Origin of the sequence: Aliagarivorans marinus DSM 23064 (genome assembly GCF_000429485.1) — a bacterium.
GTDB lineage: Bacteria > Pseudomonadota > Gammaproteobacteria > Enterobacterales > Celerinatantimonadaceae > Aliagarivorans > Aliagarivorans marinus.
The window spans coordinates 280,025-301,228 of sequence record NZ_KE386908.1; the positions used below are offsets into that span (position 1 = coordinate 280,025).

Annotated in this window: 12 protein-coding genes; 8 read left to right on the top strand and 4 right to left on the bottom strand. The window is 57.0% G+C overall.

The window, feature by feature from the left end:
• Positions 1-7: 7 nt before the first annotated feature.
• Entirely contained in the window at positions 8-379 is a 372-nt protein-coding gene (locus G461_RS0118890) for a hypothetical protein (RefSeq protein WP_026973009.1), read from the top strand.
• A 24-nt stretch (positions 380-403) separates the two neighbouring features.
• Here G461_RS0118890 and G461_RS0118895 read toward each other — a convergent pair whose 3' ends face one another.
• Positions 404-1,075 (bottom strand): NAD-dependent epimerase/dehydratase family protein, encoded by a 672-nt coding sequence (locus G461_RS0118895; protein WP_026973010.1) that lies wholly within the window; start codon positions 1,073-1,075, stop codon positions 404-406.
• A 442-nt stretch (positions 1,076-1,517) separates the two neighbouring features.
• On the opposite strand from G461_RS0118895, the gene G461_RS0118900 reads away from it, so the two are divergent.
• The 5 genes from G461_RS0118900 to udp all read left to right on the top strand — a co-directional run bounded on the left by G461_RS0118900 (position 1,518) and on the right by udp (position 12,634).
• Positions 1,518-5,093: a di-heme oxidoredictase family protein gene (locus tag G461_RS0118900; RefSeq protein ID WP_026973011.1), complete on the top strand. Its 3,576-nt coding sequence runs from the start codon at positions 1,518-1,520 to the stop codon at positions 5,091-5,093.
• Positions 5,094-5,143: 50 nt separating this feature from the next.
• Positions 5,144-8,719, top strand: a complete 3,576-nt coding sequence (locus G461_RS0118905) for an Ig-like domain-containing protein (RefSeq protein ID WP_026973012.1) — start codon at positions 5,144-5,146, stop codon at positions 8,717-8,719.
• Positions 8,720-8,836: 117 nt separating this feature from the next.
• A complete protein-coding gene (locus G461_RS0118910; protein ID WP_026973013.1) occupies positions 8,837-10,543 on the top strand; it encodes a family 31 carbohydrate-binding protein in 1,707 nt (568 codons plus the stop codon).
• A gap of 378 nt (positions 10,544-10,921) precedes the next feature.
• Positions 10,922-11,716: a LysR substrate-binding domain-containing protein gene (locus G461_RS25695; protein ID WP_084429384.1), complete on the top strand. Its 795-nt coding sequence runs from the start codon at positions 10,922-10,924 to the stop codon at positions 11,714-11,716.
• A gap of 147 nt (positions 11,717-11,863) precedes the next feature.
• Positions 11,864-12,634 (top strand): uridine phosphorylase, encoded by a 771-nt coding sequence (udp, locus tag G461_RS0118920; protein WP_026973015.1) that lies wholly within the window; start codon positions 11,864-11,866, stop codon positions 12,632-12,634.
• Here udp and G461_RS25700 read toward each other — a convergent pair.
• A complete protein-coding gene (locus G461_RS25700; protein ID WP_026973016.1) occupies positions 12,631-13,644 on the bottom strand; it encodes an AraC family transcriptional regulator in 1,014 nt (337 codons plus the stop codon). The genes udp and G461_RS25700 overlap by 4 nt on opposite strands.
• A 143-nt stretch (positions 13,645-13,787) precedes the next feature.
• On the opposite strand from G461_RS25700, the gene G461_RS0118930 reads away from it, so the two are divergent.
• Together G461_RS0118930 and G461_RS24855 are read left to right on the top strand one after the other, a co-directional pair.
• Positions 13,788-14,249 (top strand): hypothetical protein, encoded by a 462-nt coding sequence (locus G461_RS0118930; RefSeq protein ID WP_026973017.1) that lies wholly within the window; start codon positions 13,788-13,790, stop codon positions 14,247-14,249.
• On the top strand, positions 14,246-15,427 hold the full coding sequence (locus tag G461_RS24855; protein WP_051333694.1) for an acyltransferase family protein: 1,182 nt from the start codon (positions 14,246-14,248) through the stop codon (positions 15,425-15,427). Before G461_RS0118930 ends, G461_RS24855 begins: the two co-directional genes overlap by 4 nt.
• A gap of 39 nt (positions 15,428-15,466) precedes the next feature.
• Here the strand turns inward: G461_RS24855 and G461_RS24860 are convergent, their stop codons facing one another.
• Together G461_RS24860 and G461_RS0118945 are read right to left on the bottom strand one after the other, a co-directional pair.
• Complete coding sequence (locus G461_RS24860) at positions 15,467-16,417, bottom strand: alpha/beta fold hydrolase (RefSeq protein WP_051333695.1); 951 nt, start codon at positions 16,415-16,417, stop codon at positions 15,467-15,469.
• A 175-nt stretch (positions 16,418-16,592) separates the two neighbouring features.
• Positions 16,593-20,933, bottom strand: coding sequence for an AsmA family protein (locus G461_RS0118945; protein ID WP_026973018.1), 4,341 nt, complete (start codon positions 20,931-20,933; stop codon positions 16,593-16,595).
• Between the last annotated feature and the right edge of the window lie 271 nt (positions 20,934-21,204).

A 21,204-nucleotide genomic window follows, 5' to 3' on the forward strand; every position in this document is an offset into this window, starting at 1 on the left:
GACACCCATGGAAATCATCTCCATCCCCAACTACTTCAAGCCTGAAGTAAAGCGCCATCACAAGCACCGCCATATGAAGAAAATGGCGATTGGTCCTTATGCCGTAGACTGTCTGGAGCTGCGTTTTGCCGCCGACGTTGAGCGTTTCGAAGAGCTAGACGATGCGCTGGTTACGCTGGAAGCCGATAACGGCTGGGATATCTTCCACGCCTACTTTGATAATCAGGACCATGTAGCCGTTAGCTACTTCGCCGATCTGGAAGAGCGTGACCAGGTACTGTCCAAAGTGAAGGCGGTAGTTGAAGGCTTCTTCCCGCTGGATGAGGCCAAGGTATACCACGGCGACGCCAACTACGGCGATTGGCCATCGATCACCTAGAGCATTCTGGGCGAGCCGCGCTGGTTAGTCAGCCAGCGCTTGCAGCTCGGCTAAGCGGTGTAAGTCGGCGTTCTCCATAATAAACTGGGGGGCGTCGCTTAAGGCGTTGCTTAGCATGGCCAGCGCCAAGTAGTCCGAGGCTATCCCCATATCCGGGAACAGGGTGCTCAAAGGCGGATACAACTGACGCATTAGGCGATAGCCGATATGTGGCTCCTGACGACGCACCACCGGATAGATATAGCCGGGACGATAGCAGCACAATCGAGTATCCAACACCTCTTCTAGCTGCGCTTCTGCGTGACCCAACACTTTACCTGGTAAAAATCCGCTGCTTTGGCTGCGATCGGCGCCGCGGCTGCTAAGAAAATGAAACTGGGCATGGGGGCTGACCTCTGCCAAAGGGCTCGCCACCCGTAGCGCGTAATTACCGGCAATCTCTTTGTACTGGGCTCGGCCAACCTGACCAAGATAGACCCCCACACAGTAGAAACAGATATCCACACCCTGCAGGTAATCCTTAGGCTGTTGCGGATTCATCCACTGAGTATCAATGACTTCCTGAAGTTTGGAGTGGCTCCTGCCGGTCGCTTTGCGCACCACGATGGTTACTTGGCTTACTTGCGGCGAGTTCAAACATAGCGATAGCAGCAGGCTGCCAACCATTCCACTTGCACCAAACAGTAATATTTTCATCCCGTTTCCAATTGTTGGTGGTGTCTCAGGGAAGCGACTCTCATCGCGCTTAGTTGATTGCTGTTATGCGAGGCAAAACCTCAGGCCTGGCAAGGGATTAGCGATAGTTGTTAATTCGCGCATCCTTACCTTCAATAGTACCCCACCGTTTGGCAAAGGTCATTGCGAGTTATCTTTGGCAACTTTAGCTATGTTTTGTGATCTGCTAGATAATCGTCCTGCAAAATCTGTGAAGCGACTAGAAATATTTCGAAACCACCACCTAATTGTCATTTTGGTTATTTGTTTTTGTAGTCGAAATAATGCTCTAATTGTGTTGCTAGTATGTAAAGGGTAAATAGCATTCCTGTGTCGGGAAGTGAATTTGCCTTTTTTAATTGGTGAAAATGTAACCGGTTTCAGTTGTACGGTACTCGGCAACAACCAGACATGGAGAGTGACAATGTCAGTACTTGCAAGCCGAACACGCGCGGGCTCGCGCAGGCTGCTGCTCAGCTCAATGGTGGCAGCCATTTCTTTCACCGGTGCCAGTGGCGCACTCGCAGACCAAGGGATAGAGGTTAGCGGCGGCCAGGCAACGGTTTACTTTGATGATCAGGGCTGGACAGGGAGTTGGAACTACCTGTGCGTCGATAACTACTGCGTCAGTGGCGCATTGGTCGACGGCCGCTGGCAGCGTGCGGTGACCGAGCAGTCGGTGGAGCTGGACGCCAGTTACAACATCAAAATCCAGATTCAAGATAATGCCACCGGGCAATATATCTCGCAGGATATCCCGGTGGTTGCCAGCGGCAGTGGTGGCACCACGCCACCGGAGAACCAGCCGCCCACAGTAAGCCTCTCAGCCCAGCCAGCATCGGTCGTGGTGGGTGAGTCTGTGAGCGTGACTGCCAGTGCCAGCGATAGCGATGGCAGTGTGGATACGGTAGCCCTTTATCTCACTGAGCCGGGCAGTGGCGAGTCGCTGGTGAGTACGTTCAGCGTAGAACCTTATCAATGGCAGATTACCCCCGCGCAAGCGGGCGATTACCTACTGCGGGTGGTGGCCAGCGATGATGATGGCGCCATCGCCGAAGACAGCATCAGCGTTGCGGCAGTCGCGGACACTGGCGGCGATGAGAACCAAGCGCCTACGGTCAGCTTTACCAGCCTCCCCAGTGGCCTGAAAGCCGGTGACAATGCGGCGATTAGCGTAGTGGCCAGCGATGCCGACGGCCAGATTGAAGGGGTCGAGCTGCTGTATACCGAACCGGCGGGCAGCGAGTTGTCGGCCGGCGTGCTGCAAAGCGCTCCTTATCAGTGGTCTATCGGAAACTTGGTAAAAGGCGACTACGCCTTACGTACCGTTGCCACCGATGACCAAGGCGCTACCGCCAGCGCCACCGCCGCGTTCTTTGTGGGCGACGACAACACCTGTGGCGAACCGCCGGTAGAGGTCGACCCGGGTGCTGAGTATGGCGATGGCTTTGTGTTTGGCCTGACCAATGGCGGGGTGGTTTATCACCGGGCAATGGCCGGTCACAACCCCGGTTTTGCCATCCTGGGCCTGCAAAACAATGCGCCGAACCTACCAGAAACCGGGCCGTTTGATCACACCGAGCAAGCGGGGGCTTACTATCAGCGCTATCAAACCGAGCTGGCCTCGGTGGATGCAGCCACCACCTATGACCTAGAGATCCGCTTGCAAGGTGGTCAGTTCAACGGTGGTCAGTGTATCTTCAGTACCCAACTGAAACCCGGAGAAGGCCTGAGCGAGTCGCCTTGCTTTATCGCAGGGGGCGACGGTGGTGATGGCGGCCCAAGCGAGCCGGTCAAAGTGGCCATTGGCTCGGTGGTACACAGCCCGGAGTTTGGTCCTTACCTAAAAGCGGGTACGGCAACCGCGCAGCCCGGCTTTACCCTGTACACCTTCGATGATGATGGTTACCTGAGCAGCGCGTGTGATGAGGACTGCCTGAAAACCTGGCCTGCACTGTTGGTGGATAGCCCGGATAGCTTTGCGCCTGTGGGCGGTGTAACCGGCGAGTTTGCCACCATCGAACGTGTGCGCACTGAGGTGGATGACTGCGGTGAACCGATTGAGATCATCGAGTATCAGGTGACCTACGACGGCCGTCCGCTGTACTTCTACGTAGGTGATGCGGAGGCTAGTGATACTTCAGGCCATGGCGTGAATAACGCTTGGTGGGTCGCTTCTGTGGAGTTGATTCCTCAGCTGCCACTGGTGGATTACCCCGCTCCGGCGCTGAAGACGCCGATCCTTGGCAAGAAGCCTCGTCTGTATGGTTTCACCTTCGACCTGGATGGCCGCACCATCACTTGGCACCCCGGTCATAACTCAGCGATGGACAACGGCTTGATTGCCCAGTTCTCACCCTGGGGTGGTTATGGCGCGCCGCGTCAGGCCAAGGATCCAAACCTGGAGTTCTACTGCTCCAACAACCAGATCCAGTTCCACAAGGCGGATATGCCTGGCACCTTGGCTGGGCCGTATAAAGCCGATATCCCCGGTGCCTGTTATGGCGAGTACTACTACTTCTTCCGCTACCGCAAGTACGGCGAAGTGAACCTCGACCCCGACGGTAACTGGGAATACTCGGCGCTGTTCGTCTATGACGAGGCTAAGCCAGACGATCGCGTCGACCCAGACCAGCGCGGCAAGACGACTTATCACAGCGCCAACTGGATGCGTCACGGTCACCCACACTCACGGGATCGTACCGAAGAGTCCATCTTCGACGCGCTACCCTACAACATGTCGCCACTGTCTGGCCTGGAGCGTTACGCCACTCACTTTATCGATGAGCCGGGTAACATTGCCATCCAAGCCGATGCCAGCGTTGCGCCGATGCGTATCGAGCTATTGGAGAGGGGCGCCGGTAACTGTCAGGGGCCCCAGTACACGGTGAACGCCTACCCGATCCCTGCCGATGTCTGGGACTACGGGCAGATCATGAGCTGGGAGGCAACCTTCCCAACGGCCGATAACTCCAAATACGGCGGCGACCGCATTAGCTCGCAGGTCTACAACACCATGCAATACACCACCCCGGGTGCTGGCTTTACCACCTCCACCGGCGATCCTCGCTTGAACTCCTCGGGTCGTGCTGGTGTGCGGATGGTTCACTCTGACGGCTGTAACCCCGTGGAAAACGACGAGCGTGATGCGGCCTTTACTCAGCATCTGACCACCGTGGTCGACCCTGACTTGGTGAATGACTTCTTGCTCGGCCACCACCTATTCCATGGTGTGAGCGATGAGTTAGGCGCCCGTGAAGGCAGCACCGGCTTCCCCGGCTCGGTTGAGCTGGCCGACGTAGACGGCAACGTGATCCAGCCTGAGGGCAATGCCAGTTGCGGCGACTGCCACGTGCGCGATGGCCGTAGCCCGTTTGTGGCGAATACGCCAAAAGGTCCGCTGATTGCGCCGCCTACCTACGGCAGCGGTCTGCTGAGCTGGATCGAAGGCGCTGAAGTGGGCCTGACCTGGGATGGTTCGGTGGCAGATGTACGTCAGCAAACCACCAATGCGCTGTGGAATGACCACGGCCTACTTCCTGAAGACATCGGTCTGGAAGAGTTCGAACGGGTGGTGAACTACACCGAGCTGCTGCACGTGCCAGTGCGCAAGTACAGCTCATACACCGATCCGGAAGTGGCGGAAGGGGAGGTTGCCTTCCACAATGCTGGCTGTATCGATTGTCACCAGCCGACTCAGAAAACTCGCAGCGATGCGCCGGAGTCACTGCGTGATATCTACATCCGCCCCTACACCGATATGAAGCTGCACGATATCGGTACCGGCAGCATGTACCGTACACCGCCGCTATGGGGCATCGGCCGTAACATCGAGATCCTCAACCGCCGCGGTTTGCCGACTCTGTTTATGCATGACGGTCGCGCCAGCAGCTTGGAAGAGGCTATCTCGCTACACGAAGAAGAAGCCATCGAAGAGCGCACCGCGCTTGAGCAAAGTGGTGATCTGGACAAGGTCATCAAGTTCTTGAACAGCTTGTAAGGAAACAGTGGGCAGCCTTCGGGCTGCCCACTTTAGTTAAGGATAACTTTATGAAACGTAATCACACCACGCCATGGCGCAGGCATACTCTTGCCTGCGCACTGGCGTTTTCTGCATCTACCGTTTGGGCGGGCCAAGGCATTGAGGTCGGCAGCAGCGCCACTCTCTACTTCGATGATGAAGGGTGGACCGGTGGCTGGAGCTACCTGTGCCTTGACTACAACTGCACCGCTGGTGAGTTGGTCAATGGTCGCTGGCAGCGCGATGTGACCGGCTTGGTAAGCGCCGGCAGCGACTACCTGATTCAGCTCAAGATCCAAGATAACGCCACCGGCCAGTATATCTCGCCGGAGTATACGGTGACCGCGGGCGATGGAGGCACCACGCCACCGCCTAATCAAGCGCCTAGCCTGAGCTTAACTCCGCCCAGCGGCAGCCTATTCGAGGGCGACAGCTACACCTTACAAGCCAATGCCAGCGATAGCGATGGCGAGGTGGTCAGCGTTGATTTCTACCTAAGCCTTCCCGGCGCGGGCGAGCAGTTATACAGCTCTCTCTCCCAAGCGCCGTACCAAGCCACGGTGCAAGATGCAGCAGCTGGCAATCACAGCTGGCGCGTGGTGGCAACCGATGATGGTGATCTGAGCACTGAGCAAACTGCTGTGGTCAATGTCGCTGAAGTACCCACCGGTAACCTGCCTCCGCAGGTGAGCATTAGCCTGCCGGATGGCGAATTTGTGATTGGCGACAGTATCACGGTTGCAGCCAGTGCTAGCGATAGCGATGGCAGCATCGCCAGCGTGGCCTTGACCATCAGCGAGCCGGAAGGTGGCCAAATCGATGCAGGTAGTTTAACTGCTGCGCCTTATCAGTGGCAGGTAGCGCTGACTCAGGCGGGCACTTACAGCTTTAACGTGGTTGCAACCGACGATCAGGGCGACAGCCGCCAGCAGCAGGCCGAGCTTGTGGTTGCTGATGACAGTGAGCCGCCCCAAGGCGACTATGGCGCCGAGGTCATCGATAACAGCACCGCACTGTACTGGGCGACCAACCAGCCGGATTGGCCCGGTGGCGATTACTACATGTGTAAGGATGATGATGCCGATTGCTATCGCGCCGAGCTGGTCGGCGGTCGTTGGCAGGCACAGCAAAACAATATGCGGGTCGGCCAAACCTACAATGCGGTGCTGAAGATCCCCGGCTATGGCACCGATGCCTTCCCGCGTTGGGAAGTCTACTGGGAAGGCGATGGCAGCACCCCGGGCGGTGGCGGCCCCGGCGGAGCAGGTAGTAAAGACCCGCAAGTAGTGGCGCCAAGCACCCCAGAAATACTGCCAGCGTGGGATGTGGGCTTTGACGCCAGTGTCGGTAACTTCCTGGTAGCCGGTATTGGCGCAGGGGCTGAGTACTTCGGCTATACCCTGTATACCTTTGCGGCAGACTCAGAAGGAGTCAGCAACTGCATTGATTGCGCGACCTGGCCGGCACTGAAGGTTGAAGACCCGGCAGCCTTGGTTGATTCCTCACGCCTGTCTGGCAGCTTGGGCACCATTACTCTCCCTGACGGCAGCCTGCAGGTCACCTACAACGGCATGCCGCTCTACTTGCGCGCGGCCGATAGCGAGCCGGGCCAATTGGATGGCGTGAGTGAAAGCTGGCCGCTGGTGGCGCTGAACTTGGCACCGGTGCCGCAGGAGCTTTATCAGCGCGCCTTGCTCACCCCGCTTAGCATGAGTGCGCCGAACAATGGCTTTGCCTTTAATATCGATGGCAATCAGGTGAGCTGGGAGTTTGGCGCGACCTTAGGCGCAGTATCAGGTTCAGCGGTCAGTATGTTCTGTACCCTCGATCAGGTTAGTTTCTACGAGACCGACTTAAGCAGCGGCTCTGCGGCCATTCCCGAGGTCTGTACCACTGCTAGCCGCTACTGGTACTTCTTCCGTTACGAGATGACCAATCCGGGAGCGGGCAAGTACGTGATCGATAACAACGACGACTTCGATCCGGCTTCGGCCTATCGTTACACGGCGTTGTTTATCAACGATGGTCAGCGTATCGACCTGTCGACCCGCGAGGTCTACACCGACACCGGCGCTAACTGGATGCGCTTCCGCCATCCACGTGCCTACGACGGTGTGACCGAAGCCATTCGCGATGCCACCCATAACTCGTCACGGGTCGCCGATCTGGCGCGCTACTCCATCGATGCGATTGAGACCACCGAAGCCGATGGCTCGATAACCCTGACCCTCGATCTCAACATGCCGATCTCCTATACCGGCACAGAGCAAGGCTTGGTGCGTCTGGAAGGGCTACAAAACGGAGCCGGCGATGCCAAGTTGCCGACCTGGGTCTACAACTTTGAGCCCTCCAACAACCAGACCACTTACACCCAAGGCGGCTGGAGCTACGGGCAAAACGTGAGCTTCGAGATGACTGGTGTGGTGGGGCTGATTACCGCGCAAACCTACAACACCTTCCAGTACTACACCATCGGTCAGGGCTTCCACTCACCGATTGGCGACCCTCGCTTGTCGCTGGTGCCCAAAGGCGGCACCCACATGGTGTTTAACATCAAAAACTATGGCGGCGAGTTTAAGAACGGCCATATCGGCGCTGGCATCCACGACATGATCATCGAGAAGGGTGGGCTGTTTACTCAGCACCTGACCACCTTGCACGATCCCTCTGAAGTGGATGACTTCCTATGGGGCCACCACCTGTTCCATGGGGTGAAGCTGCAAAAATCCAGCAACGAAGAGCCGGGGCAGGAGAACCTTGGCTCTAACCCCGGTGACACCGGGATCGGTAACGAGCTGCCCGAGGTGAAAGAGGGCGGCCCGGTAGCCTGTGGCGACTGTCACTACCGCGATGGTCGTGGCTCGGAGGTGATCAATACGCCCAATGGCCCACGCATCGCCCCGCCAACTTATGGCGTGGGCTTGCTGCAGTACATCGATGGTCGTGAGGCCGGCTTTACCTGGACGGGCGACGTGCCGACAGTACGCCAGCAGATCAAGAATGCGCTGGTTAACGATCATGGTATCGACCCCAACGACGAAGCGCAGATCTCTGCGGCCAATCTTGAGCTTATCTCCAAGTACACCGAGTACCTGACGGTTCCGGCTCGCTACCCCAGCAGCTACGACGATCCGGCGGTGGGCGAGGGCGAGCAGTTGTTCCACGACATCGGCTGTACCAACTGTCACCAGCCGCTGCAGGTGACCAGTGAGCATGCCCCCGAGGCCTTCCGCGACTTGGTGATCCGCCCTTATACCGATATGAAGCTGCATCAGGTGGCCGGCGGTACTTACCGGACTGCGCCGCTGTGGGGATTGGGCCGCAACATCGACCTGTTGGAGAACAACAACAAGTTGGTCAGTGGCCAGATCGATATCGGCATTGCCCTGTATGACGGCGATGATGCTGAGCAGATGGCCATCCACCATATGCGTGAGCGGCCACTGCTGTTCTTGCACGACGGTCGCGCCAGCTCATTGAGTGAGGCGATCCAGATGCATGATGACGAGGGCAGCGAGGCTGATGCGGTGAATGCGGTCGCCGGGTTTAACGGCCTGTCACCGGAGCAGCAGCAAAGCCTGATCCAGTTCTTGCGTTCGTTATAGGCGCAGCAACCGAGAGGCGCTCGGTCGGGTGCCTCTCAAGCGAAAAGCTGGGGGAATCCCTAGCAGAGAAAACCCGGGCAGGCAGGATGTTTGCCCAATAGCTAACAAGGAAAAACCATGAAGCGTAGAAGCTTGAGTGTCATATCGCTCGCCTGTGGTCTGGCGTTATCCGCCGGCCTGACGGCAGCGCCGTTGGTGCCCGAACAAGGGCGATTGTTCAGCGTGGGTCAGGATGTGGATAGCATCAATGACTTTCATAACGAAACCAGTATTGCCGCTGGTGGAGTGACCGGTTACGTGGGGATTGCCGCGCTGGACGGCCTGCATGGCGATGCCGATGCCGGTGCTGGTCGCAACAATCTGGATCAACTCGCCAGCTTGTATCCTGATCGCGCCATCATCGCCGGGATCTCGATGAATGGGCAGGTGGATGCCGTGGCTGCGGGAACTTACAACAACAATATCACTAACCTGCTGGAGAGCCTCTACGGTTATGACCGGCCGGTTTACTTGCGTTGGGCCTACGAAGTAGATGGCCCTTGGAATGGCCATAATCAGGCCGATCTGATCACCTCGTGGCGCTATGTGTATAACCGTATCCGCGAGTTGGGCTTTGAAGATCGCATATCGATGGTGTGGCAGGTTTCTTCGTATTGCCCGAACCCGCGTGGCCAGCTAGAGAGCTGGTATCCGGGTAATGCCTATGTCGACTGGATTGGCCTGTCTTACTTCGCACCGCAAGATTGCAACTGGGATGCGGTGAACGAAGCGGCGGACTTTGCCAAAGCCAAGGGCAAGCCGATCTTTATCAACGAATCGAGCCCACAGCGCTACCAGATCGCCGATCTCAACTACTCTGCCGATCCGGCCCAAGGCACCAACCGCCAGAGCAAGACCGGCCAGCAGATCTGGGATGAGTGGTTTGTGCCCTTCTTTAACTTTATCGACAGCTATGACGTTAAAGCGATTACCTATATCAACGCTGACTGGGACAACCAATGGCGCTGGGGCGATTTTGGTGATGGCTATGGCGAAGGCTATTGGGGTGACAGCCGCGTTCAGGCTAACAGCCTGATTGAGGAGAACTTCACCGCTGAGGTGAGCGATGGCGTATGGCTGCTGCAAAACGAGCAGCTATTTGCTCAGTTAGGCTATGGCAGCAGCCAGCCACCGGTTGATCCGCCCGTCGATCCTCCAGTTGATCCACCGATTGACCCACCGGTCGAGCCGCAGGGCGACTTGGGCTTCAGCTACATCGATGCCGACACCATTGAGGTCTTCCATCGCGATCAGGGCTGGAGCGCCTCATGGCAGTATGTCTGCTTAGACGGCTTCTGCCTACCGGGCACCTTGGAAGGCGGTTACTACAAGAAGCGCTTCGATGGCGTGGTAGTGGGTCAGAGCTATACCATCCAGTTCAAAGCCCAAGACAACAGCAGCGGCCAGTTTATCAGCGAGGAGAAGGTGATTACCTTTGCTGAAGGCGGCACCGATCCGGTAGACCCACCGGTTGAACCTCCCATTGATCCACCGATCGACCCACCGATTGATCCACCGACAACCCCCGGTGAATACCCGGACTTTGGGCTGGTGGCGGTAGATGGCTCCACCTTCAAGGCGGTGCGCAAAGACCAAGGCTGGACTGCCAACTTTGTTTACCTCTGTAATGGTGCAGACTGTCGCACGCCGAATCTGATAGATGGCTACTACGAGTATCAGTGGCCGGGCGTGGCCGGGAATGAATATCAGCTGACCTTCAAGGTGCAGGACAATGCCTTGGGGCAGGTGATTGAAGGGACCAGCGCGGTGTTCAACCCTCAATAAGCACAGTACAACAGAAACGAGCCCTACTTCGGTGGGGCTTTTTTGTTACCAAGCAAAATGTTGGTCAGGTGTTAACGGTAAGACTGCCTAGAGGCAATACCACCATAAGGTATGAGCCAGCAGTAAGCCTAGTTTGAGTGTGATTAGCGGGTAGTAATCAAACATTGAGCTGTAACAACTAACGCGGTTTGTGTCGTTTAAATGTTTCATAACTGTAAACTAGCACAATCAATGTTTCAGTTTTATGACAGTGGGCGACTATCTTTTAAATGTATGAACTGACGCAGGTTTTCCATTCGGTCAGGTATTTTTTTAGCACGTTATTTAGGAAAATAAAGCGATCGCTTTAGTTCTTTCATGTGCATGGAGTAGTAGCAAATGAGGGCCACCGTGCTTCGCTGGTTTAGTTCGTGGGGAAGTGTTAACCGTTCATCGTCTGCAGGACTTGCAGAGAAGAGTTCGTCCGCGCTACCTCCTGCAATTTCCGCGCAGCGTCTACCGGTGGAGTCGAGCCTATGTGGCGACTGGGACAGCCTGCAAGGCGAGTTGCGGATTGCTTGTGTCCCGGCTGTGGTCGACCTGCTTTGCCAAGGCGGGATGATCGCCGATTTTATGCAGCGATATCCAGAGATCACCCTGTCGTTTCACGACCTTGCGGTTGAACAGCTCGGGCAGTTGGGCGATTACGACCTAATGATCAGCCCCGATCTGGTGGAGTGGCAAGGCTTGGCGGTGCGCAAGCTAGCTCCCTACAAACGCTACTGCTATGCAGCGCCCGCTTATCTCGAGCGTTATGGCGCGCTAAGCCACCCTCGCGAGTTGAAGGATCATCGCTGTATTAGCTACAGCCCTTATTCCTGGGGGAATGGCCAATGGACCTTGCATAGTGAAGGCGCCCAGCCCCAGTCATTTGCTATCAACCAGGTGTTAAAGAGTGAAGGCTACAGTACCGTGTGGCAGCTCTTGTTGCAGGGGCAGGGCATCAGCGTGGTATCCGAGGTGCTGGCTCGCGAAGCGGAGCAACAGGGCTTGGTGACGCGCCTGTTCGACGGCGAGTTCTATTGCCCAGCCAGTATCTGTGTGGTTCATCGTCAGGAGCGCGCTAACTGCATGCGGCTCAAGGTTTTCATCGACGCCTACCGCGACCATATGCATCGACTTATCTATCGCTAACTTTTCTTATCTAACGGTCGCTAAACACAATAGGTAAACATCCTAAATTCATTTTCTGTCCCCGTTTACCTTGCGACTTAGCTCACACTTTATCCTAGCTACGCGCACTAAGCTCTGCGCGTAAGCTAGTTAAGGAGAACCAATCAAATGACAGCCAGTGTATTCCACCTAGGGCTGAACCCCGAGATGATCGAAGGGGCCAAGCTCGCCATTATCCCAGGCGACCCTCAGCGCGTTGAGCGCATTGCATCCTTGCTTTCTGATGCTAAGCCCCTGGCCAACCACCGTGAATTCAGCTCTTACCTGGGTAAACTGGGTGGTCACAGCGTGGTGGTATGTTCCACCGGTATCGGCGGTCCATCGACCTCCATCGCCGTGGAAGAGCTTGCCCAGTTAGGTGTTCGCTGCTTCCTGCGTGTCGGTACCACCGGCGCTATCCAGCCGCAAGTTAATGTCGGTGACGTGATTGTCACTACGGCATCGGTGCGCCTTGATGGCACCAGCGGTCACTTCGCGCCGGCCAGTTTCCCGGCGGCGGCAAACTTCCACTGTACCCAAGCTCTTTATCAGAGTGCCCAAGAGTTGGGGGCGACCACCCACATCGGTATTACCGCTTCCAGCGACACCTTCTATCCAGGCCAAGAGCGTTATGACACCTTATCGGGCCGGGTGGTGAAACACCTACAAGGCAGCATGGAAGAGTGGCAGGCGATGGGTGTGCTCAACTATGAGATGGAGAGCGCCAGCCTATTTACTATCTGTGCAACTCAGGGCTGGCAAGCCGGCTGTGTGGCGGGCGTGATTGTTAACCGCACTCAACAAGAGATCCCTGACGAGCAAACCATGAAGAAAACCGAAACCCGCGCCATCGACATCGTGGTGGAAGCGGCGCGTAAGATGTTGGCGCACAACGGCTAACTGACTTCAATACTCGGGCGACTGTCGCGCGGTAGCAGCGGAATGTAGTGATCGATAACGATCGTGCTTTGCTGGTCCAGCTTCGGCAGTTCGCTATAGTCTGCGGTGTTCACCAGCCCAAGCCCACTGTGGGTTGGATGCACCCGCAAACCATGTTCCGGAATATAATCGCTCCAAAGGTGGCGGATCATCGCCGCCTCTTGTTGGGCATTCCCCTCGAACACGCCCTTTAGATAGCGCCCTGCAGGAATCGTTTTACTGGATAAAAAGCGGTTGGCAGGGAGTGGCTGCTCGACGATAAACCCGGCATCAAAGCGGCATTGGCTGCCGAGTGTGACCAGCGGATTATCCATGGCTTGCGCCATCATCATCCGGGGCCGGCAGCTAAGGTGCTGATCCATCCAAGCGAACAGCTTATGCCACTGGGGGTAGCTGGCACCCGGGCCGTACTCTCCAAAGGCGCGGGTATAGGCAAAGTTGATTTCCGGCAGCTCTACCACTTTCACATCCTTCAGCCCCTCTGGCTTGCTGCTATCGGCGGGCAATACCGCGAAGTCCTCAGGTAACTCGATACTGCGCTGGGTCCGATTGGGGCAATCGCTACAGTCTTGGTCGCGCCAGCAAAAGTAGTAGCCGCAGGGCTTCCAGAAATCTTGTTTGCACCAAGCCTTTGGGGTCATGGCGAAATGCTTGCGAAATGCGCGCGAGAACACGGCCGCCGAGGAGAAGCCAGTGGCAAGAGCGACATCGGTGATCTTCATCTTGGGGTAGCGCTGCAGCAAGGTGGCCGCTCGCTCCAAACGCAGCCGCTGCACGTAGATTGCTGGCGTTTCGCCAAGGTAGTCGCGGAACAGCCGCAGCAGATGAAACGGCGAATAGCAGGCCTGTTGTGCCAACTCTTCAAGCAGCAGTTGCCCACCCAGATTGAGGTCAATGTAGTCCATAACGCGATGCAACTGACGTATCTGCTGGGGCTTTAATCCAGGTTGATCGGCGGCGTTCACAGGCATCTTGTTATGACCTATTCCTTGAAACTTATTGGTTCATTATTAAACAAAAAAAATCTACTTCAAAACAACCTCCAGATCGCAATTTATGCAAAGTTTTTCGCTTGGCGACGACTAGTATGGACTCACTGCAAGGAGAAGCGCTTATGCACGCCAGTCAGCCCAAACCAATCCCATGGACCTACTTAAAGGCTTTGTTTTTACTGAGCTTTGTCCTCTGCGCTGTGGTGCCGATCTATCGCACCTGGCTGGCGCAGATGCCAGCAATAGCACCAGCTAGCTCTCAAGCGCAGGATGCCAGCCGCTTCTTGGGGCGCTGGCAGGGCAATTGGGGCGGGGTGGTGATCTTCACTTTGGACTTCAAGCAGCAGTTGGGGCAACACCAGCTACAGGGTGTGCTTCAACACTGGCCCAATCCGGCTCTGGGTATCGATGACCGCCCCTTGCCATTGGTTGCCAACTTTACTGATGGCGAGCTGCACTATGGTGATAAGCACCACCAAACCCGCCTGTGGTTTGAGGGCGAACAGCTATGGGCGGAACTAAGCGGTGAGCATCAAGGCTTGTCAAAACTACAACCGATTCGTGAAGGAGAAGGCAATCCATGAGCCGTTTACGAGGATTTGATGGGATGCGGGCATTGGCCTGCATCGCGGTGTTAGTGCATCACTTGGTGCAGCGGCTGCAGAGTCACGACCCGCTGGTGCTCGGGCTGCATGCCGGCGAGCTAGGGGTGAGCCTGTTCTTTGTGTTATCGGGTGGGCTGCTGGCTTACCCGTTTTGGCGGGCGCATTTACATCAGCAAGCGCTGCCGCGCCTCTCGGATTACGCACTGCGCCGCGCAGCGCGGATTGTGCCTGCCTACTATTTAGTGCTGCTATGCAGTTTTGCGCTCAATTATTGGCTGGCACCCCACGATTATGCCTGGTCTCGCTTGCTTGCCGGGCTGACCTTTACCGCGCCCTATCACTATGTCAGCTTTTTCAGCACCGATTTTAATGGGCCGCTGTGGTCGATTGGTCTGGAAGTGTCCTGTTACGCCTTGCTTCCGCTGCTGCTGTGGCCACTGTTGCGCAGCCGTTGGCATGGCTTAGCCAGCGCCGTATTGTGGGGCGTGGGGCTTATTCTATTGATGCAGCTGCTGCACGCACTGGCCTTGCAATGGTTTATGACCGATACCGAGGGTAAAGGCTGGCAGTACGGCATGATTGGTGGCGCCAAGCAATGGCTGCCTTATTGGAACGTGGCCGGATTTATGGGCCAGTTCTTGTGTGGTGGCTTGGCGGCAGCGTTGATTGCTGGTCTGGAAAAGCGTCGCCAACAAGCTCACTGGGGCTTCGACTTGCTGGCATTGGCCTGCTTCAGCGCGATTGTTTGGGCCAGTCAGCAGTGGCTGATATCCGGCACGCCGAACCCGCTTACAGGCCAGCCCTATCTGGCACCGCTCGCCGCTCTGCTGTTCGCCGCCATCTTGCTGGGGTTGCACTTTAGTGTGCTGGGCCATCGGTTGGTGGATAACCGCCTGTTCCGCCATATCGCGACCTTGTCGTTTGGCATTTATCTTTGGCACTACCTGCTTATCGAAGTGATCCGCGAGCTATGGGTGCCGCAGTATCACTACATGGGGATTCAGGATGTGGCGCTATGGTGGCAGCTATCGGCCATTGTGGTGGTGCTTAGCTGGAGCTTGGCGGCATTCAGCTTTTATCTGTTTGAGCAGCCGATACTAGAGCGCGCCAAGCGCTGGAAGGCGCGCAGTCCGCTGGCGCTGGCCAGCACTATTTAGTCAGAAGAGCCTAGCTAGAAAAAGGCTAGCCAGAACAGTCTAGCCAGCCAAGTCGGGGGCGTGATGATGGGCGGTATAAGCCTGTTGCTGGAGAAAGTTCACGATGGCTTGATTGACCTCATCGGGATGCTCGTGGTGTAGCAAGTGGCCGCAGTGGGGGAGCTCAACGTATTGGTGGTTCTCGCCGAGCTGCTTTCTTAGTAGCTCGGCTTGGGATACCGGCAGCACGTTGTCGAGGCTTCCCCAAACCAGCAAGCTTGGGTGGTCATCGAGCTGATAGGCCGCTTGATGATCGTGGTCAAGGGTGTGGATCAAGGTGCTGTAGATGGCATAACGAAAACCTTTAAAGTGCATCTGTTCTTTGAAGCGATAGGCCCAGTCCTCTTGCCCCATAGGGTCAACAAACTCCTTAAGTTGTTGATTAGGCATCCGTGGAATAAACCAGCTATAGCAGAGCAAACGGCCCAGCTTGCCGAAGCGAAATGGCCCTGCGTTGATGCGTTGACTCAGTGGCGCCAGCAAGATGGTACTGAGCACCTGCTCGGGGTAGCGACGGGTGTAGTTCGCGGCAATACACCCTCCCATGGATAAACCCAGTAAATGAAAGGGGGTTCTCAGCCCCAAGTAGCTGATCAGCTCATGCAGTTGCTCTACCAGCAGCTCCGGGGTGTAGTCGGTGCGCGGCCGCGCCGAATAGCCGCGGCCATAGAAATCGAAACACAGCACTTGATAGCCCTGCCGCGCCAGCCACATCGCGTTGCGCTCAAAGCCATAACTGGGCACCGAGAAGCCGTGCAACATCACCAGTAGCTCACCTTGATCGGGCCCCAGCAATTGAAAATGCACTGGGCCGTGGCGCAACTGAGCGAACTGCCCGCTGGCCAGACGACGGTTGTGTTCGTTGAGTGGGTGGTATTCGGCATTACGCAGCCCGGGCAGGGCAATCAGCAAGCAGGTAAACAGAACAAGGATCAACAAGACGATGATCATAAGGCCTTCCTTGTATGAAATGAGATTTAAGCACAGCCCTCCTTGGCTGCCATCTAGAAAGATAGGTTAAATTGACGCTTTTATCACTGTGCTGAGATACACCCGATTAGGCACTGTAATGGCTCTGTATCGATAATTTTACAGTGCCCATGGGTTAATCAGGTGCGCCCCCGGGCTAATGCACTATGCCGCGATCCCAGACTTGCTGGCAAAGCTCGCTGCCGTTGGCATCCAGCGGTACTTCGAAGATCCAGCGTAGCGGCGCAACCACCGGGCTGGTGACAAAGCGGATGGTGGTGCCGATTAGGCCGCCACTGGCTACGCCAATCTTGAAATCATCGAAGCTACCTTTTACCTGCACCGGGGTTTCCAGGCTAAAGATCTGTGCGCGCTTGGCCTGAGGGCGCAGCACCAGGCTGAGCGTCTGCTCGCCAAAGTCCACCTCGGTTTGACCGACTACCCGCATTCGCGAGGTATCCGCCAGCAGGATGTTTTGATCGAGTACCCCTTGCTCGCCATTAAACACGCCTACCACACAGTTGAGCACCGAGCGCTCGCCGGAATCGAGCTCTGGCATTACCGCACTGGCCAGGCTGACTGCCCACAAGTCGAGGATCCCCGCTTCAAACTGTTGTGGCCACACGCCAAAGCCCAATGTGCCATTGGCATTCTCCAACAGATGCTCCGGCGCATCGGTCTCACCGTGCAGATCGGCATGGAGGTTGAAGCGGCCATGCATCTCGCTGTCGGGCTTGATGCGCCGTGCCAGCAGCCCGTAATCGAAGTTCTCGATATCCGCCTTTAAGGTGGTGGCAAAGCCAAGCTCGCTGGGGCGCAGGCTGGCGGCGATATCCACCTCACCACCCGGCAGTTGCAGGTTTAGCGGCGCTAGCGTGAGTTGGCTATCTTGCAGTTGCCAGTGCATCTGGCCGGCGCCTAGCCAGTCTTCACCGGACTGCACCCGGTCTACATCCAGTTGGAACACTGCATTTAACCGCGCCAGCGCTTCTAAACTGAGCAGGGGGGCGGCCTGTGAGTGTGACTCACTGCTGAGGGATGAGGCTTGCTGCGGCTGCACTGCATCTTGTTTATCTTGCTCGCCGTTCTGATCTGCCTCTTGCTCTGTCTCTTGCTCTGGAGCACTCCAGCCCTGCCAACCGTGCAGGCGGAAATCGTCTAGCTGAATATGCGGTGCTTGCAGGGTCAGCGATAGCTCTGGCTTGTCGCGATTGGTGTAGATATGGGCCTGGCCCTGCATGCGACTCTCTCCCACGCTTAGCTGCATATCGCGTAGCTGATAGCCGCGTCGGTTCATCGCAAAGTCGGCGGTTAGGGCCAGTGGGCCGTAGGGCGGCAGGTCAAAGCCGTGCAGGCCATCCAGCGCTTTCAGCGAAGGGCTGGATAGGCTCAGCTGTAGGCGGTTGCGACTTAAGTCAAAGGGGCGCTGTACCCGCGCTTCGGCGCTCAGTGCTACCTCGCCGAGCTGGGCCTGTAGGGTAAGCGGGATATTGCGGCGCAGTTGGCGGAACTGCTGGAGCGGTAAGGAGCTTAAGTTAAGTTGTAGCGGGTAATCGAGTAGCTGCCCTTGCAGGTCAAAGCTCAGGGGCTGCTCCGGCGCGGCGCTGATCTTGGCGTGGCGGATGGCGATCTCACCCTCGGCTTGGGTGTTGGGGTCGACCACCTGCCAGTAGCCTTCGTTCAGGCCGACCTCGAGTTCGGCATTATCGAGCAGCTCGGCGACGCTGTTGCCATGCAGTTTAAGGCTCAGTTGGCTGCTTTCCACCTGCGCTTGAATGTTATCGGCAAGCTCCAGCTCACGCAGCAACCAGCCGAGGTCGACATCGCGGCTACCCACTTGAAACTCCATGCTGTAGGGCGCATCGCGTAGGTCGAGGCTTAGGTCGCCACCCACCAATAGCTGCTGGAAGCGGGCACTGAACGGCGCTCGCTTCAGCCAGCCGTCGCGGGTTTCACCCTGAATCGAGATGGCCTGCAGTTCTCGCTCGCCGAGCTGCAGTTGCTCTACCTGTAGCGACAGGTCGGCATCGCTCAGGCTAAAGCTCTGCGGCAGGATTGGGATGCTGAGCTGCTGCTGGCGGGCAGCTTGCGCCTGTTGCCGCGCTTGACGGCGCTGTGCTTGGCGGGCTTTACGTTGCTCGTCTGTGAGCGGCTGCTCGCCGCGGCGTGCTCTGCGCTGGTCACTGCTGGCACTGTCACTATTGGTGCTGTCGTTGCCTGTTGGCTGGTCGTTGCTTGTTGCTTCGCTGTTGTCAGCGGCTTCAGGCATTGGCTCCAGCTCTTGCGGTTCTTCCAACGCGACCGCTTCTGGCCATAGTCCGAGCATCTGTGCCAAGTCGATGCGCTTGAACTGGCCCTGCAGCTGCAGGTTGGCTTGGCCGTCTTTAGGGAAGCGACGGGCGCGGAAGCTCAGCTCCCCTTGGCTATCGGCCAGCGTCAGCTCGGGGATATCGGCGTTCAGGTGGTTGGCACTCAGGGAGAACTCGCTTCTCAGGGCGAAGCTACCGGTGGCGTCGTCACGCACCCCTAGCCAGGGGGCGAGGGCACCAAGCTCATCGGCTTGTACCGAGAGCTGCATTTCCGCGCCTTCCTGCCAGTTGCCCTCGGGCAGCGATGCGGCAAGCTGCACTTGTAGCGGCTGTGAATCGATCTGGTAGTGAAGTTGCCAGTCTTCGCCCCGGTACAAGCGGTTGGGGGCGGTCGCTGTGGCCTGCATGGTCACCGGTACTTCGAATAGCTGGCCACTGAGGCTGAGCTGCATCTCTTCGGTGGTGCCACCGCTTAGCTCGGCCTGCTCGATCCCCAAGGGGCTACCGCTGGGCAGGCGTAGGTGACTCTCTTGCATACGAAAACGCAGCCGCGCGTTGCGCAGCAATTCGATGACATCGGCGCCATCGCTGCTGATGGCCAAAAAGCCGCTACCAATCTCTCCGCTAGCGCCTTCTAAAAACGGGAAGCGGTTGATCATCTTATCTAAGGGGGCATCGCGGGTTGCTAAACCGGCGCGTAGCTGCAGCGCATCTTGCTCGACCCGGCCGGTGAGGTTACCGCGAAACAGCAGGTCGTCGATGGTGGCGCGCATCGGGGTTTTCAGGTTGGCCTCCTCCAGATTCAAGGCCAGCTCAATGGCGCTGATCTCCTGCTCCAGGCCAAGTACCTGTCCAAGTGTGAGCTGTAGGTCGATATCGGCCTGACTCAGCCAGTAATTGGCGATCTGTCCAAGTGGTGGCCGCTCCTCTTCGCTGGAGTGCTGCTGTTCGCTTAAGGACTCACTTGCTGCAGTTGCCTGTGGGCTAGCTGAGTCCTGTCTGGCGACTTGCTCATCATCCACTGTGCTGTTGTCCGCTTGCTCCAAACTGTCTTCGAGCCACGGGCTGAGATCGAACTGATCGATATTAAGCTCGCCGCCAATCACCAACTTATTCAGGGTGTCGAGCTGTAGTTGGCCATTTAATGTTGAGCCAGCGCTTTGCAGCGACAGGTCCTCGATGTGCAAGGAGCGAGGCAGGGCGGAGAGGGTCGCCTCTATCGCTAAGGGGCTGATCAGGGCGGCGTTGTCTCCGAGCAGACGTGCCAGACTGGCGGATTGCTCAGCCTGCAGTTGCAGCTCCAGTTTAGAGCGCTGTTGGGCGCTGGGGTCCACCAAACCAGTGAGCGAGATCGCGATATCGCCGATCTGGGCGCTCAGTGTCAGCTCGCCTAAGGCGCCTTGCAGTAAAGAGTTAAGCTGCCAGCGCGAATCAAAACGGTAGCGCTCGCCCAGCATACTGCCGGAGGCGCTTAGCTCGAGGTTGTCTTCATCGGGCATGGTGGCGTGCAGCTGCTCAAGCTGCCAGTCCACCTGTGCATCAGCCAGATGGTCGTAGTAGCTGATGGCCATATCCCGCACCTGCAGGCTCTCTTCGATGCGCACTTGGTAGGCGGTGCCGCGCCAGAATATCTGCTGTTCGATTAAGGCCTCTTCCGGCTCGGACTCCGCCGGCGGTGCGGCGCTATCGCTCTGTGCTTCGACCGGCGAGTTGTCGCTTGGCTGTTGGTCTGCATCGCTGCTGGCAAGCTGCCAGTTATTGTCATTAAGGGCCCGCTGCTCGAGGTTGAGCTTAAAGCCATTGACGGCCAATTGGGTCAAGTTGATCTGCTGTTTGAGGATCGGCAGCAGCTCGAGTTGGGCGCTTAGCAGGGCCAGCTCTGCCAGATAGGGTTGCTGCCAGTCGCTGTTATTTTCGAGGGCGATGTTTTCGTTGCTAGAGGACTCAAGGTTGTGATTATGGAGGTAAACCTGCTCAATACGCAGTGCTGGTTTGAGTGATACCTCAAGCTCAATGGCTCCCTCAATGGTGAGCTCGCGTTGCAACTGCTGGCCAAGGATATCGGCAATGGTATTGCGTTGCCCGCTGAGGTCGACCCGGATACCAATCAGTAGGATCAGCAGTGGCACGATGATAATCAGGGCGAGGATACCGGACAGACTGGCTAGCGCGATTTTGGCCTTACTCACAATAAACTCCGGGAGGCACTTAGGGGACGCTGAGATTATAAATCATAGCGGGTCTGGCTCAAGCGCTTGGGCCTGCAACTTGGCGGGTTTATCACTGTTTGTTTGCCTATAAAACATGCGTTTAGCGTGCTTATTGGGCGATTTATCGGTGAAGGTGCTTAGGCGGTATGGCGTGGTAGTTGCACTGGTATGAGCAACTGTTTCACTAAACAGACAAATGTTACATTTATGCACCATATTGGCGCAGCTTCGCTCGGCGTTTGCCGGCGTC

Excerpts from the sequence above, each read along its gene's own strand:
- G461_RS0118890 (WP_026973009.1), top strand. The coding sequence starts at position 8 with ATGGAAATCATCTCCATCCCCAACTACTTCAAGCCTGAAGTAAAGCGC.
- G461_RS0118895 (WP_026973010.1), bottom strand. The coding sequence starts at position 1,075 with ATGAAAATATTACTGTTTGGTGCAAGTGGAATGGTTGGCAGCCTGCTG.
- G461_RS0118900 (WP_026973011.1), top strand. The coding sequence starts at position 1,518 with ATGTCAGTACTTGCAAGCCGAACACGCGCGGGCTCGCGCAGGCTGCTG.
- G461_RS0118905 (WP_026973012.1), top strand. The coding sequence starts at position 5,144 with ATGAAACGTAATCACACCACGCCATGGCGCAGGCATACTCTTGCCTGC.
- G461_RS0118910 (WP_026973013.1), top strand. The coding sequence starts at position 8,837 with ATGAAGCGTAGAAGCTTGAGTGTCATATCGCTCGCCTGTGGTCTGGCG.
- G461_RS25695 (WP_084429384.1), top strand. The coding sequence starts at position 10,922 with ATGAGGGCCACCGTGCTTCGCTGGTTTAGTTCGTGGGGAAGTGTTAAC.
- udp (WP_026973015.1), top strand. The coding sequence starts at position 11,864 with ATGACAGCCAGTGTATTCCACCTAGGGCTGAACCCCGAGATGATCGAA.
- G461_RS25700 (WP_026973016.1), bottom strand. The coding sequence starts at position 13,644 with ATGCCTGTGAACGCCGCCGATCAACCTGGATTAAAGCCCCAGCAGATA.
- G461_RS0118930 (WP_026973017.1), top strand. The coding sequence starts at position 13,788 with ATGCACGCCAGTCAGCCCAAACCAATCCCATGGACCTACTTAAAGGCT.
- G461_RS24855 (WP_051333694.1), top strand. The coding sequence starts at position 14,246 with ATGAGCCGTTTACGAGGATTTGATGGGATGCGGGCATTGGCCTGCATC.
- G461_RS24860 (WP_051333695.1), bottom strand. The coding sequence starts at position 16,417 with ATGATCATCGTCTTGTTGATCCTTGTTCTGTTTACCTGCTTGCTGATT.